This is a genomic window from Paraburkholderia fungorum (assembly GCF_902833645.1).
In the GTDB taxonomy this organism is placed as follows: Bacteria; Pseudomonadota; Gammaproteobacteria; order Burkholderiales; family Burkholderiaceae; genus Paraburkholderia; species Paraburkholderia fungorum.
Map to the genome: position 1 here is coordinate 155,692 of NZ_CADFGE010000007.1, position 14,241 is coordinate 169,932.

The 14,241-nt window shown below is 63.6% G+C and carries 10 protein-coding genes and 1 tRNA gene; 9 read left to right on the plus strand and 2 right to left on the minus strand.

All coding sequences use genetic code 11. From position 1 onward, the window contains the following. Positions 1-256 precede the first annotated feature (256 nt). Both HWX91_RS21990 and lolA read left to right on the plus strand, forming a co-directional pair. Positions 257-2,569, plus strand: coding sequence for a DNA translocase FtsK (locus HWX91_RS21990; protein ID WP_028196757.1), 2,313 nt, complete (start codon positions 257-259; stop codon positions 2,567-2,569). A gap of 245 nt (positions 2,570-2,814) precedes the next feature. Continuing rightward, positions 2,815-3,543, plus strand: a complete 729-nt coding sequence (gene lolA / locus HWX91_RS21995; RefSeq protein WP_028196758.1) for an outer membrane lipoprotein chaperone LolA — start codon at positions 2,815-2,817, stop codon at positions 3,541-3,543. A 147-nt stretch (positions 3,544-3,690) separates the two neighbouring features. Here lolA and HWX91_RS22000 read toward each other — a convergent pair whose 3' ends face one another. After that, positions 3,691-4,611, minus strand: a complete 921-nt coding sequence (locus tag HWX91_RS22000; protein ID WP_028196759.1) for a LysR family transcriptional regulator — start codon at positions 4,609-4,611, stop codon at positions 3,691-3,693. Positions 4,612-4,781: 170 nt separating this feature from the next. On the opposite strand from HWX91_RS22000, the gene speB reads away from it, so the two are divergent. Then, positions 4,782-5,771: an agmatinase gene (speB, locus tag HWX91_RS22005; protein ID WP_028196760.1), complete on the plus strand. Its 990-nt coding sequence runs from the start codon at positions 4,782-4,784 to the stop codon at positions 5,769-5,771. Positions 5,772-5,865: 94 nt separating this feature from the next. Here the strand turns inward: speB and cytX are convergent, their stop codons facing one another. Continuing rightward, positions 5,866-7,182, minus strand: coding sequence for a putative hydroxymethylpyrimidine transporter CytX (cytX, locus tag HWX91_RS22010; RefSeq protein ID WP_028196761.1), 1,317 nt, complete (start codon positions 7,180-7,182; stop codon positions 5,866-5,868). Between the two features lie 360 nt (positions 7,183-7,542). Between cytX and HWX91_RS22015 the strand changes: the two genes are divergently transcribed. The 6 genes from HWX91_RS22015 to HWX91_RS22040 all read left to right on the plus strand — a co-directional run bounded on the left by HWX91_RS22015 (position 7,543) and on the right by HWX91_RS22040 (position 14,240). Then, on the plus strand, positions 7,543-8,856 hold the full coding sequence (locus HWX91_RS22015) for a replication-associated recombination protein A (RefSeq protein ID WP_028196762.1): 1,314 nt from the start codon (positions 7,543-7,545) through the stop codon (positions 8,854-8,856). Positions 8,857-9,016: 160 nt separating this feature from the next. Continuing rightward, positions 9,017-10,312, plus strand: a complete 1,296-nt coding sequence (gene serS / locus HWX91_RS22020) for a serine--tRNA ligase (protein WP_028196763.1) — start codon at positions 9,017-9,019, stop codon at positions 10,310-10,312. A 147-nt stretch (positions 10,313-10,459) separates the two neighbouring features. Then, a tRNA-Ser gene (locus tag HWX91_RS22025) sits at positions 10,460-10,549 on the plus strand. A gap of 308 nt (positions 10,550-10,857) precedes the next feature. After that, a complete protein-coding gene (locus HWX91_RS22030) occupies positions 10,858-12,162 on the plus strand; it encodes an NAD(P)/FAD-dependent oxidoreductase (RefSeq protein WP_042275006.1) in 1,305 nt (434 codons plus the stop codon). Then, complete coding sequence (locus HWX91_RS22035; protein ID WP_028196765.1) at positions 12,159-13,016, plus strand: DUF1365 domain-containing protein; 858 nt, start codon at positions 12,159-12,161, stop codon at positions 13,014-13,016. Before HWX91_RS22030 ends, HWX91_RS22035 begins: the two co-directional genes overlap by 4 nt. A 12-nt stretch (positions 13,017-13,028) precedes the next feature. Next, complete coding sequence (locus HWX91_RS22040) at positions 13,029-14,240, plus strand: SAM-dependent methyltransferase (RefSeq protein WP_028196766.1); 1,212 nt, start codon at positions 13,029-13,031, stop codon at positions 14,238-14,240. Position 14,241 lies beyond the last annotated feature (1 nt).

The following is a 14,241-nucleotide window of genomic DNA, read 5'->3' on the forward strand; positions in this document are numbered from 1 at the left end:
GCGGCATTATAAAGGGCGGCACGCCGGCCTGCTCCATGAAGCTTTCCGATCGTCGCGATAGCCTTGCGGCGGGTCCTCGCCGCCTTCCGTGACGCCAATCGGCTAAGTTACCGTCATTTACAGCCTTGCGTGAGGCACTGCGTTTACAATAGGTCGCATCGATGGACCCGGCAGCCAGGATCGGGTCTGGAGCCGCCCACGGGCCGCTTCGGGCCGCGCCTGCGGCGGCAGATCGGCCACACAAGCAACAGGATCAATGGCAAAAGCTCCCTATTCCGCGAGCGCGCAGGCATTGCCGCACCGCATGTCGCGCCTTTTCACCGAAATCCGCTGGATCTTGCAGGTCGCGCTCGGCGTGTTCCTGCTCATGGCGCTCGTCAGCTACAGCCGGCACGATCCGAGCTGGACGCACGCCGCACAGGTCGACCATATCGCCAACTGGGCGGGCCGCGTCGGCGCATGGACGTCCGACATCCTGCTGCTGCTGTTCGGGCTGTCCGCCTACTGGTGGATCGTGCTGCTCGGCCGTCATATCTCCGCCAATTACCGCCGTATTACCCGCCACGAGGAACTGCAGGAAGACACGCCGCGCGATGCCGGCTGGCTTGCGGACGCCTTCGCATTCATGCTGGTGTTGCTTGCGTGCGACGGTATCGAAGCGTTGCGCATGTGGTCGCTGAAAGTGCAACTGCCGCGTGCGCCGGGCGGCGTGGTCGGCGAAGCGGTCGCGCGCGGTATCTCGCATGCGCTGGGCTTCACGGGCGGCACGCTGGCGCTGCTGGTCGTGCTCGGCATTGGCTTGTCGCTGTATTTCCGGTTCTCGTGGCTGTCGGTGTCGGAAAAGGTCGGCGAATCGATCATCTCGGCTGTCACGTTCGCCAAGCTGCGCCGCGAGGCCGGCCGCGACCGGAAACTGGGCGAAGCCGCCGCGGTGAAGCGCGAAGGCAAGGTCGAAAAGGGCCGTGTGCGGATCGAGGAGCACGAGCCGGTCATGATCGTGCCGCCGGTCGTCACGCCGGCCAAATCGGAGCGCGTCGAGAAAGAGCGGCAAGTGCCGCTGTTTACCGACCTGCCGGGCGATTCCACCTTGCCGCCCATCTCGCTGCTCGACGCGGCGCCGGCCGCGCAGGAAACCATCTCCGCCGACACGCTGGAATTCACCTCGCGTCTGATCGAGAAAAAGCTCAAGGACTTCGGCGTCGAAGTGAGCGTGGTTGCTGCGTATCCGGGTCCGGTCGTCACGCGTTACGAAATCGAGCCGGCCACCGGCGTGAAGGGCAGTCAGATCGTCGGTCTTGCGAAGGACCTGGCGCGCTCGCTGTCACTGGTGTCGATTCGCGTGGTCGAGACGATTCCGGGCAAGAATTTCATGGCGCTGGAGTTGCCGAACCAGCGCCGTCAGACCGTGAGTCTCTCGGAGATTCTCGGCTCGGCGGTTTATGCGGACGCGGCTTCGCCGCTCACCATGGGCCTCGGCAAGGACATCGGCGGCAAGCCGGTGTGCGCCGACCTCGCGAAAATGCCGCACTTGCTGGTGGCCGGTACGACCGGCTCGGGCAAGTCGGTGGGCATCAACGCGATGATCCTGTCGCTGCTCTACAAGGCGAGCGCCGAGCAGGTCCGTATGATCCTGATCGATCCGAAGATGCTCGAAATGAGCGTCTACGAGGGCATTCCGCATCTGCTGTGTCCGGTGGTCACGGATATGCGCCAGGCGGGTCACGCGCTGAATTGGGCGGTGGCTGAAATGGAGCGCCGCTACAAGCTGATGAGCAAGCTCGGCGTGCGCAACCTCGCCGGCTACAACAACAAGATCGACGAAGCCACCAAGCGCGAAGAAAAGCTGCCGAATCCGTTCAGCCTGACGCCGGACGATCCGGAACCGCTCACGCGTTTGCCGAACATCGTGGTCGTGATCGACGAATTGGCCGATCTGATGATGGTGGTCGGCAAGAAGGTCGAGGAACTGATCGCGCGGATTGCGCAGAAGGCGCGCGCGGCGGGCATCCACCTGATTCTGGCAACGCAGCGCCCGTCGGTCGACGTGATTACCGGCCTGATCAAGGCCAACGTGCCGACGCGCATGGCGTTCCAGGTGTCGTCGAAGATCGACTCGCGCACGATTCTCGACCAGCAGGGCGCGGAATCGTTGCTCGGCATGGGCGACATGTTGTACCTGCCGCCGGGCAGCGGTTTGCCGGTGCGTGTGCACGGTGCGTTCGTGTCGGACGAAGAAGTGCACCGCGTGGTCGACAAGCTCAAGGAGCAGGGTGAGCCGAACTATATCGAGGGCATTCTCGAAGGCGGCGTGACGGGCGAGGGCGACGAAGGCTCGGCTGGCGCCGGCGGCGGCTCGGGCGATGGCGAGGCCGACCCGTTATACGACCAGGCGGTCGACGTGGTGCTCAAGAACCGCCGCGCGTCGATCTCGCTGGTGCAGCGGCATCTACGCATCGGCTATAACCGCGCGGCGCGCCTGCTCGAGCAGATGGAGAACTCGGGTGTGGTGTCGGCAATGTCGTCTAACGGCAACCGCGAGATTCTGGCGCCGGCACGGGAAGCGGAATAGCCGGTTCATATGGCGATGGCGGCGAATCATCCGTGAGGGCCGTACGCCGGTCCTCCACATAAGCCCAGCACACGAGTCCTGCACATAAGCTCTGTTTAAGGCTTCTTGCTTAAGCTACGACCTCGAGGCTGAGGGTTCGTCCCTCGGCGGCGCGGCGCAAGCCAGCCGCCAAGATCAGGCGGACGCGGCGTTCAACGCCCGCCGCCATGACCGCTCGATAAATTCAATCAAGGGAGAAAAACACCATGCAACTATTCGCGCAGCAGCACGCTCGACAGAGTGCTCAACCGGGCCGTTTCGGCCAACTCGCGCGCACGATCGCACGTGGCGTCGGCAGCGTGGCGATTGGCGCGTCGCTGCTCGTTGCGTCGCAGGCATTCGCGAGCGGCACCGAGCAACTGAAGGCGTTCGTCGCGCAGGTGCATTCCGCGCGCGGCACTTTTGTGCAGCAGGAAGTGCGCGCGCCGAGCAAGGCGCAGACCGCGAGCGGTGTGCTGCCCACAGCGGGCAAGACCGGCACGTCTAGCGGCACGTTCACCTTCGCGCGTCCCGGCAAGTTCATCTGGCAATACGAGAAACCCTATGCGCAATTGCTGCAAGCCGATGGCGACAAGCTCTACGTGTACGACAAGGATCTGAACCAGGTGACGGTGCGCAGCCTCGGCGGCGCACTCGGCGCGAGCCCGGCGGCGATTCTGTTTGGCAGCAACGACCTGGACAAGAATTTCACGCTGCGCGACGCGGGCGTGAAGGCCGGCATCGACTGGCTCGAGCTGACGCCTAAGGCGAAAGACACGCAGTTTCAGCGCGTCGGCATCGGCTTCAAGGATGGCAATCTTGAGGCGATGGAACTGCACGATGTGTTTGGCAACGTGACACTGCTGACCTTCTCGAACATTCAGAAGAATCCGCCGCTGCCGGCCGATGCATTCAAGTTCACGGTGCCGAAGGGCGCGGACGTGATCAACGGTTAAACCGGCGATTGGCGTTTCCTGAATGGCAGAAAGCCGCGCATCTGGCGCGGCTTTTTTATTGCAGATCGATCGCGGACCGTCTGCTCGCGTCAGACGCGCTATCGGTCCGTTTCAGGACGCGCCGCCGGGGTCGCGCGGAAGCGCCGCTTACTCATCCACTTCCAACACTTGCGCCGGATGCGCCGCCTTCATATCGTCGATAAACGCTTCAACGATATCCGTTCGATGCTGCCGGGCGCGCGTGACCATATGGAACGCCACGCGATATCGCATCTGGGCCGGATTCAACGCGGCCAGCAAGCCCTGTTTGACGAACGGCGCCGCGAAATGTCCCGGCAAATAGCCGAGATGATGCCCTGAGAGCACTAGCATCGCGACCGCTTCCATGTTGTCGGCGACGGCGGTGACGTTTTGCGGCGTGGTCGAACTTTCAGCTTCGGGCAGCGGATAGCTGCGCCATGCCCATTCGTGAGCCGCGGCTTCGGCGGGCGGCACCTCGCCGGCTGAAGCGAACAGCGGATGCCCCTTGGCGCAATAGGCGAACTGATCTTCGGCGAACACCTCGGTGTACTCGAGCGACGGCACACGGTGCCAGAAATAGCCGATGCCGACCTGAATCCGGCCATTCAGCAGCAATTCCTCGAGCTCGCCCGGCGAGCGCACCAGAATCGAAAACCGCACCGACTGATCACGCGCCCGAAACCGGCCGATCGCGTCGCTGATACGCGCGCTTGCCGACACCGGTGTGTGGCCGATCATGCCGATATCGAGCGAGCCGACCAGCTTGCGGCCGACGTTGCGCGCCTGCATGCCGAAGGTATCGACGGCGGATAGCAGCGCACGAGCCGCATCGATGAATTGCTCGCCGCGCGCGGTCAGGCTGAAGCCGCCGCGGCCGCGCTCGCACAGACGGTAGCCGAGGCGTGTTTCCAGCGTGGCGAGTTGCGTGCTGATGGTCGACTGCCCGACATTCAGCGTGGCTTGGGCCGGCGAGACGCCGCCGGCGTCGACGATGGCGAGGAAAACGCGGATCAGCCGCAGGTCGAGATCGGTGAGTTGAGAGAACATACGTCAGGATACATCGCTACGAATCAATGTGAAGTTTATTCTGTTCGTATTTTAACTTGCGTGAAACTGCTCAAGAATCGAGATTCGCCCGGCGAGGTGCGCTTTTCGTATTGATCCCTCGGCCGGTTGCACAAATTTGCTCCTTGCTCCCTTTTCATTGCCGAGACACGATGAATACTTCCTCCTTCATTTCTCCCGAGGCCGGTGAACGGCCGCAGCCGCTGTCCGGCAACGCCATGCCCCGTTGCGGCGGCATTGCCACGATGATGCGGCTGCCGAACGTCGGTTCGGCCGAAGGGTTCGACGCCTGCTTCGTCGGCGTGCCGTTCGATCTCGGCACCTCGAACCGTACCGGTGCACGCTTCGGGCCGCGCCAGATTCGCAGCGAATCGGTGCTGCTGCGCCCGTACAACATGGCGACCCGCGCCGCGCCGTTCGATTCGCTGCGCGTGGCCGATCTCGGCGATGTCGCGATCAATCCGTACAACCTGCACGATTCGATCAAGCGCATCGAAACCGCGTACGACGAAATCCTCCAGCACAACTGCAAGCCGATCACGCTGGGCGGCGACCATACGATCGCGCTGCCGATCCTGCGCGCGATTCATCGCAAGCACGGCAAGGTCGGTCTGATTCACGTCGACGCGCATGCGGACGTCAACGACACGATGATGGGCGAGAAGATCGCGCACGGCACGCCGTTCCGCCGCGCGGTGGAAGAAGGCCTGCTCGACTGCGACCGCGTTGTGCAGATTGGTCTGCGCGGCACGGGCTACGCGGCGGAAGACTTCGACTGGTGCCGCGACCAGGGCTTTGAAGTGGTGCAGGCCGAGGCGTGCTGGAACCAGTCGCTGGTCCCGCTGATGGCGCGTGTGCGTGAACGCATGGGCGATGGTCCGGTGTACATCACCTTCGATATCGACGGGATCGATCCGGCGTTCGCGCCGGGTACGGGCACGCCGGAAATCGCTGGTTTGACGGTGCCGCAGGCGTTGGAGATCATCCGCGGCTCGCACGGGTTGAATATCGTCGGCTGCGATCTGGTTGAGGTGGCGCCGCCGTACGATCCGTTTGGCACGACCGCGCTGCTCGGCGCGAATCTCGCCTTCGAATTGCTGTGCGTGCTGCCAGGCGTCGAGTATCGGGCGTCGAAGCGATGAATCGCGGGCCGCACTGATCGGGTGCTGACCGCGCCCAAGTAGAAAAGGCCTGCATTTGCAGGCCTTTTCCATCTTGCGAGGATACTTGCGAGACTCAGGCGTACGCGGTTTTCCGAGCCGATACCAGCGCCAGATAACACACCGCGCCGATCGCCAGCGAGGGCAACGTCGCACCCAGGTTCGGCAGCCACTGGTTGATTACCTGATACGCCACGATCCCGATCGCCCACGCCGCGAACGCGCTCAGATGCCAGCCACCGGAGAAGCCATAACGGCCGCGCAGGTCGCCGAGCACAGCGGCTTCGATGCGACGCTTGCGTACGATGAAGTGATCCACCAGCATCACGCCGAACAGCGGTGCGAACACGGAGCCGATCAGCAACAGGAAGTTCTGATACTTCGCCATCGGCACGAGCAGGGCGATCGCCGTGCACAACGCGCCAAATGCCGCCGACAGCAGCGGCACGCTGCCGCGCGTCCAGAACGTGCCGGTCGACACCGCTGCCGAGTGGATGTCGGCGAATGCGTTGTCCACTTCGTCGATCAGGATCAGCAGCAGGGCGAGACCGCCGCCCGCTTGAGCCAGCGCGCCGGTCAGCAGCGCATCGCCACCGCCTGCCGCAAGGCCGTAGATCGCGCCGAGCGCGTAAAACCAGATATTCGCAATGCCGTAACCGAGCAACGTGCCGCGGAACGTCTCACCGGGGCGCCGGCCGAAGCGGCTGTAGTCGGCGATCAGCGGCAGCCACGAGAGCGGCATCGCGACCACCAGATCGATGGCGCCGCCGAACGACATCTCGCCGGTGCCCGGACGGCGCATCAGCGCGGCCAGATCGTGCCTCGCCAGCAGATTCCACGAGAGCCACGCGGCGCCCGCCAGCAGCAGCCAGATGCCCCACGTGCGCAGAAACCGGCGCACGAACGACAGCGGGCCGCTAATGGCCAGCAGCGTGGCGAGCAAACCGAAGATCACGGTCCAGATCAGCGGCATGGAGAAACCGAAGGCCTGTTTGGCGAGCGCATCGGCGGAATCGCGCATCACGATCACTTCGAACGAGCCCCAGCCGACCAGTTGCACCGCGTTCAGCACGGCAGGCACCGAGGCGCCGCGCACGCCGAGCGTCGGCCGCAGCGACGACATGGCCGCGAGGCCCGTGTCCGTGCCGACCACGCCGGCCAGCGCCAGCAGAACGACACCGATCACGCTGCCGATCAGGATGGCCAGCAACGCATGCGGCAGCGATAACCCGGGCACCAGCAGCGCGCCCGCCTGCGCAACCAGCAGGCCGATGCCGAGCGAGAACCAGAGTGCGAAAGCATCGCCGGTGCGGAACGCGCGGCGCGCGTCGGGCACCGGCGTGAGCGGTGCGTAGGTGGAACCGGCGTCGCCGGCGAGTGGATCTTGTGCCATCTAATCGTGTTCCTGTGTCGACCGGAGTCGGCGCTTTAGCTGCCGACCAGAGTTCGCGTTCTGGCGCGTGACTCCGGTCCCTTTTAAAGCAATTACTCCGGTCTCATGCAACGTAGTTGATGTGAGTGGTGTGTCTGAATTCAGGTGCGATGCCGGTATTGCCGTCCAGGCCGCGCGCGATGATAGCCTGTCAGGCTGTCGGCGAGATTACCGCCTGGCCGGCGCGCCCATCGTCCGGGCGCCATGGCTGTCATAATGCAGGACGTTGCCCGCGCGCTCGCGTGCGGGCGTGGCTCACCGGCAGCACGCCGCCTTCACACGGACCGCGTCCGGAAAAGCCGAGATTATCCCTAAAACGCCATGTTTGAAGAACCCCGTGCCAATGTTCCGCTCGCTGAACGCCTGCGGCCCCGCAATATCGACGAAGTCATCGGCCAGAAGCATCTGCTCGGCCCGAACAAGCCGCTGCGGGTCGCTTTCGAATCCGGCGAAGCTCATTCGATGATCCTGTGGGGCCCGCCCGGCGTCGGCAAGACCACGCTCGCGCGGCTCATGGCCGACGCGTTTCACGCTGAGTTCATCGCGTTGTCCGCGGTGCTCTCAGGCGTGAAGGATATCCGCGAAGCCGTCGAAACCGCGCAGATTCATCGCGCGAACGGGCATCAGACGCTGGTGTTCGTCGACGAAGTGCATCGTTTTAACAAGAGCCAGCAGGACGCGTTTTTGCCGCACGTCGAGTCGGGGCTGTTCGTGTTCGTCGGCGCGACGACCGAGAATCCGTCGTTCGAGGTCAATAGCGCGTTGCTCTCGCGAGCCGCCGTCTATGTGCTGAAAAGCCTCACCGACGAAGAGCAGCGCGAACTGCTCGAGCGTGCGCAGCAAGAACTCGGCGGTCTCACGTTTACCGACGAAGCGCGTGACGCCCTGATCGGTTCCGCCGATGGCGATGGCCGCAAGCTCCTGAACAACCTGGAAATCGTCGCGCGCGCGGCGGCGCAGCAGAAGAGCACCGAAATCGACGGCGCCTTGCTCGGCAGCGCGCTCGCCGAGAATCTGCGCCGCTTCGACAAGGGCGGCGACGCGTTCTATGACCAGATCAGCGCGCTGCATAAATCGGTGCGCGGCAGCAGCCCGGACGGCGCGCTGTACTGGTTCTGCCGCATGCTCGACGGCGGCGCGGACCCGCGCTACCTCGCGCGCCGGATCGTGCGCATGGCGTGGGAAGACATCGGCCTCGCCGACCCGCGCGCGGCCCGTATCGCGCTTGACGCGTCCGAAACCTATGAACGTCTCGGTACGCCCGAAGGAGAGCTGGCGCTGGCGCAGGCGATCATTTATCTGGCGGTCGCGCCGAAGTCGAACGCCGGATACAACGCGTACAACGAGGCACGGCGGTTCGTGAGCAAGGACCAGTCGCGCGGCGTGCCGGTGCATCTGCGCAACGCGCCGACCAAGCTGATGAAGGAACTCGGCTACGGTCACGAATACCGCTATGCGCACGACGAACCCGACGCCTACGCGGCCGGCGAGACCTATCTGCCGGACAACATGCGCGACCCGCATTGGTACGAACCGACGCCGCGCGGTCTTGAAGGCAAGATCGGCGACAAGATGGCGCGTCTGGCCGAGCTCGACGCGCAGTGGCGCAGTGAGAACAAGCCCAAAAAGGGCTGAGCGGTTTTGCTTGCGGTTTCATGCTGCGGTTTCATGCACTTTGCGCGGCTGTTCCGGGTGCCTTGTCGCCATTCCGCGTGCATTGACCATCTAACGCACCGGCCGCCGGCGCCGGTGCGCTAAAATCCCAGCTTCATATAACGAACACCAGCCCCATCCCATGCTCGACATCCAGTTGCTGCGCAAAGACCTCGACGGCGTCGCCAAACGCCTCGCCGACCGCGGCTATACCCTCGACGTGGCGGCCTTTACCGCGCTCGAAGCGGAACGCCGCGACACCCAGACCCGTACCGAAGAGATGCAGGCGCGCCGCAATACCTTGTCGAAGCAGATCGGCGGGATGAAAGGGCGGGGCGAGGACACCTCGGCGCTGATGGCCGAAGTGGGCGGTATCGGCGACGAAATGAAGGCGTCGGCGGCCAGGCTCGACGACATCCAGAAACGTTTGTCCGACCTGCTGCTCGGCGTGCCGAACCTGGCGCACGAAAGCGTGCCGGTCGGTACGGACGAAGCCGGCAACGTTGAAGTGCGCCGCTGGGGCACGCCGCGCCAGTTCGATTTCGAGGTGAAGGATCACGTCGACATCGGCACGCCGCTTGGTCTCGACTTCGAAACCGGCGCGAAGCTGTCGGGTGCGCGCTTCACCTTGCTGCGCGGCCAGATTGCGCGTCTGCATCGCGCGCTGGCGCAGTTCATGATCGACACGCACACGCTGCACCATGGCTACACCGAGGTGTACACGCCGTACATCGTGAATCCGGAGATTCTGTACGGCACCGGCCAACTGCCGAAATTCGCCGACGACATGTTCCGCGTCGAGAAGGGCGGTGAAGAGAATACGGTCACCCAGTATCTGATTTCGACGTCGGAGATTTCGCTGACGAACACGGTGCGCGACAGCATCGTCGAAGCGGAAACGCTGCCGATCAAACTGACCGCGCATTCGCCGTGCTTCCGTTCGGAAGCGGGCTCGTATGGCCGCGACACGCGCGGCCTGATCCGCCAGCATCAGTTCGACAAGGTCGAGATGGTGCAGATCGTTGCGCCGGAAACGTCGTATGACGCGCTCGAGCAGATGGTCGGCCACGCGGAGACGATTCTGCAGAAGCTTGAATTGCCGTACCGCGTGATCACGCTGTGCACGGGCGATATGGGCTTCTCGGCTGCCAAGACGTACGACCTGGAAGTGTGGGTGCCCGCGCAGAACACCTATCGCGAGATTTCGAGCTGCTCGAATACGGAGTCGTTCCAGGCTCGCCGGATGCAGGCGCGTTTCCGCAATGCGCAGGGCAAGCCGGAGCTGGTGCATACGCTGAACGGCTCGGGTCTGGCGGTTGGCCGTACGCTGGTGGCCGTGCTCGAGAACTTCCAGAACGCGGATGGTTCGGTGACGGTGCCGGCGGCGCTGCGTCCTTACCTCGGTGGTGTGGAACGGCTGGAAGTGCCAGCGGCTTGATACGGTTGCCAAGTGCCAGGCTTCCTTGAAATTTTTTTGACGAGGGGCTTGGAAAGCGGATTCGGTTGTTCTATAATCTTTCTCTCCCAAGCAACGACCCGCTTGGATCTGACAAATTGGCCTCGTTGCCGGTGAGTTGGAAGACCCGGAAAGGTGGCAGAGTGGTCGAATGCGCTGGACTCGAAATCCAGTGTACCTTTAGGGGTACCGTGAGTTCGAATCTCACCCTTTCCGCCAAATTTAAAAACCCCGCAGAACGAAAGTTCTCGCGGGGTTTTTGCTTTGGGGGCGGCCAGGTTGGGCTGTCCGAAAGACGTTGTATCGCCGCGTTGAGATGCGGCGACTGCGGCAAGCAATTCCATTGGTTTGTGCTCGTGCCATACCTCCTGCCGGCACCCGCCAAGCTCACGTACGCGCGTGACCCGCCAAAATCTGCCCGACGTGCATCCATTTCGGCTCCCGCTGCGTAAATCCCGGCAAGGACGCGCACTTCCCGCCACACCCAACTAACCCACCGCGCGCGTCCAGGACCCGGAGACGCGCCCATGATCCATCCCGCACCGACCTCACCACTGCCGCGCGGCTCGCGGGTCGCGGTTGTCGGCGCCGGTATTTCGGGTTTAGCCAGTGCTTGGCTGCTGGCGCGCAACTATCGCGTCACCCTATTCGAATCGGCCGGCTACGCGGGCGGCCACACCAATACCGTGGACGTCACGCTCGACGGTCACACCCATCCGGTCGATACGGGTTTCCTCGTTTTTAACGACCGCACCTATCCGAACCTGATCGCGTTGTTTGCCGAATTAGGCGTCGAGTCGCATCCGAGCGACATGACCTTCTCGGTCTCGCTCGACGAAGGCCAACTCGAATGGGCCGGCACCAGTCTGAACACCGTGTTCGCGCAACGCCGCAACCTGTTTTCGCCGACCTTCATCGGCATGCTGCGCGACATCATGCGTTTCAACGGCAGCGCGCAGAGCAATCTGGAACTCGCAATAGAAACGCGCGCATCGATGGGCGAACTGCTGACGGCGGGTGGCTACGGCTCCGCATTCCAGCGCCACTACCTGCTGCCGATGGCCGCGGCAATCTGGTCGAGCGCGACCGCGGATATCCTCGCTTTTCCGGCCACCACCTTCCTGCGTTTTTGCCTGAACCACGCGCTGCTGCAGGTGAATCGGCGGCCGCAGTGGAAGACGGTGGTCGGAGGAGGGCGCGAGTACGTGCGGCGCATCGTCGGTGCGCTCGACGACGTTCGCGTCGATAGCGCGGTGCGAGGCGTACGGCGCGATGTCGACGGGGTCGACGTGTTCACTGACAAGGGCACGGAGCGCTTCGACGCGCTGGTGCTCGCCACCCATGCGCCGACCTCGCTGCGACTGCTTGGCAACGACGCGGATCAGGACGAACGCAGCGTGCTGGGCGCCGTACGCTATCAGCCGAATATCGCAGTGCTGCATACGGATACGAATCTGCTGCCGCGGCGTCAGCGCGTATGGTCGGCGTGGAATTATCTGGGAAGTCGCGCACATGACGGCATGCATCCGGTGTGCGTCAGCTATCTGGTCAATCAGCTCCAGCCACTGCCGTTCAAGACGCCGCTCGTCGTCACGCTCAATCCGGTGGCGCAGTTGGCGCCGGGCACCGAGCTGCGCCGCTTCGTCTACGACCATCCGCTGTTCGATCTGGCCGCCATCGATGCGCAGCACCGGCTGCCGTCGCTGCAAGGCAAGCACCGCACATGGTTCGCCGGCGCGTGGACGGGCTACGGTTTTCACGAGGACGGTCTGAAATCGGCACTGCGCGTTGCCGCCGATTTCAATGTGTCGCCGGCATGGGCCAGGTTATGAATTCCACCGGTGTCGAAGCCGGGCTCGATCCGGCCGCCTGGCTGTTGACGGGCAAGGTGATCCACGAGCGCTTGCGGCCGAAGCGTCATCGCTTCTCGTATCCGGTGTTTTATGTGCGCTGCGATCTGGATCGTCTGGCGTCGCTCGATAGCGGCTGGTTCGGCGTCGACCGCTGGCGTCTGCTGAGCTTGTATCAGCGCGATCACGGCCCGCGCGATGGCAGCGATCTCGCCACATGGATGCGCGCGCAACTATCCGCGGCAGGCATCGACGAGGCGGACGGCAAGATCTGGCTGCAAGCGTTTCCGCGTGTATTCGGCTATGCGTTTAACCCGGTTAGTTTCTGGTTTTGCCACGACCGCAATGATCATTTGCGCGCGCTGCTGGCGGAGGTGCGTAACACTTTCGGCGCCCGCCACTGCTATCTATTGAGCGCCGCGGGGAACGCGCCGATTACGCCCGAAACGGAACTCGAGTGCCGCAAAGTGCTGCACGTGTCGCCGTTTTGCCGCGTGGAGGGGCGCTACGCATTTCGCGTCCGGCAGACGCCTGACAGTGTGTCGGTCTCGATCGATTACAAGGACGCTGACGGACTTCTGATTCGCACCGCAGTAGGTGGCCGCTTAAAGCCTTTGACGCGCCCGGCGGCACTTGCCGCGTTGCTGCGTCAGCCCATGCTGACAGTCGGTGTCATCGCGCGAATTCATTGGCAAGCACTGCGTCTCGCCATCAAAAGAACGCCGTTCTACGGCAAGCAGCCCGCGCCGGGCCGCACGGCCGAGGCACCCACCGATCCCACCGCTGCCGGCCAGGCTCGACCGTCCGCCGCTGCGCGTCCCATTTCGTCCGATTGAGGAAATCCAGCCATGGCGCTTTCACGAACCCTAAGCGGACACCGAACCGTACCCGCGTCCGGCCGTCTGTTTCTATCGCTACTCGAGCGGATTCAGGTTGGGCACCTGGTGCTGATCACGCCCGACGGACAGCAGCGCGTATTCGGCGATTCGCATGCGGCGCCGGGTGCGCGTCTGGAATTGCGCGACTGGCGTGCGTGCGGCGCGATTCTGCGCAAAGGCGATATTGGCTTTGCCGACGCATGGCGCGCCTTCTGGGTGGATACGCCCGATCTGGCGGCTTTGCTGCGCGTGGCAATCCGCAACGAACGCGCGCTGCAACGCACGGTTTATGGCGGCTGGCTCGCGCAACTCTGGTACGGGTTGCGTCATAAGCTGAGACCTAATACGCGCTCGGGCAGCCGGCGCAATATTCACGCGCACTACGACATCGGCAACGCGTTTTACGCGCAATGGCTGGACCCGACGTTCACGTACTCGAGCGCGGTGTTCGACGGCAATTTCCATCAATCGCTTGAAGACGCTCAGCACGCCAAGTATCAACGCATCATCGATACGCTCGGGTTACGCGAAGGCATGCGTGTTCTGGAAATCGGCTGCGGATGGGGCGGTTTTGCGATGCATGCGGCTCGTCAGGGCATTCATGTGCATGGCGTGACGATTTCCGCGGCGCAGCTCGAATTCGCCCAGAAACGTGCGCACGAGGAAGGCCTGAGCGAGCGCGTGCACCTCGAACTGCGGGATTACCGTACGCTGACCGGACAGTACGACTGCATTGTCTCGATCGAAATGTTCGAGGCTGTCGGCGAAAAATTCTGGCCGGCGTACTTCCGCATCCTGCGCGAACGTCTGCGGCCGGGCGCTCGCGCGCTCGTGCAAACCATCACCATCGACGATTCGTACTTCGCCGCCTATCGGGCCACGAGCGACTTTATCCGCGAATTCATTTTCCCGGGCGGCATGTTGCCGAGTCCGCAGCATTTCATTGAAGCGGCCCGGCGCGGCAAACTCACGGCGCGCAAGTCGCTGGCCTTTGGGCGCGATTATGCGGAGACGCTGCGCCGCTGGCGCAGTGCGTTCGAAGCACAGCTCGATACGATCCAGAAGCAGGGTTTCGACGAGATTTTCGTGCGCACGTGGCGGCTCTATCTGGCCTACTGCGAAGCCGGTTTCGACGAAGGACGCACGGACGTGATGCAGTTCGTGCTCGCGTCGGCCGACTGAC

Coding starts and splice junctions, on each gene's coding strand:
- speB (WP_028196760.1), top strand. CDS start 4,782: ATGAATACTTCCTCCTTCATTTCTCCCGAGGCCGGTGAACGGCCGCAG.
- HWX91_RS22000 (WP_028196759.1), bottom strand. CDS start 4,611: ATGTTCTCTCAACTCACCGATCTCGACCTGCGGCTGATCCGCGTTTTC.
- lolA (WP_028196758.1), top strand. CDS start 2,815: ATGCAACTATTCGCGCAGCAGCACGCTCGACAGAGTGCTCAACCGGGC.
- serS (WP_028196763.1), top strand. CDS start 9,017: ATGCTCGACATCCAGTTGCTGCGCAAAGACCTCGACGGCGTCGCCAAA.
- HWX91_RS21990 (WP_028196757.1), top strand. CDS start 257: ATGGCAAAAGCTCCCTATTCCGCGAGCGCGCAGGCATTGCCGCACCGC.
- cytX (WP_028196761.1), bottom strand. CDS start 7,182: ATGGCACAAGATCCACTCGCCGGCGACGCCGGTTCCACCTACGCACCG.
- HWX91_RS22015 (WP_028196762.1), top strand. CDS start 7,543: ATGTTTGAAGAACCCCGTGCCAATGTTCCGCTCGCTGAACGCCTGCGG.
- HWX91_RS22030 (WP_042275006.1), top strand. CDS start 10,858: ATGATCCATCCCGCACCGACCTCACCACTGCCGCGCGGCTCGCGGGTC.
- HWX91_RS22035 (WP_028196765.1), top strand. CDS start 12,159: ATGAATTCCACCGGTGTCGAAGCCGGGCTCGATCCGGCCGCCTGGCTG.
- HWX91_RS22040 (WP_028196766.1), top strand. CDS start 13,029: ATGGCGCTTTCACGAACCCTAAGCGGACACCGAACCGTACCCGCGTCC.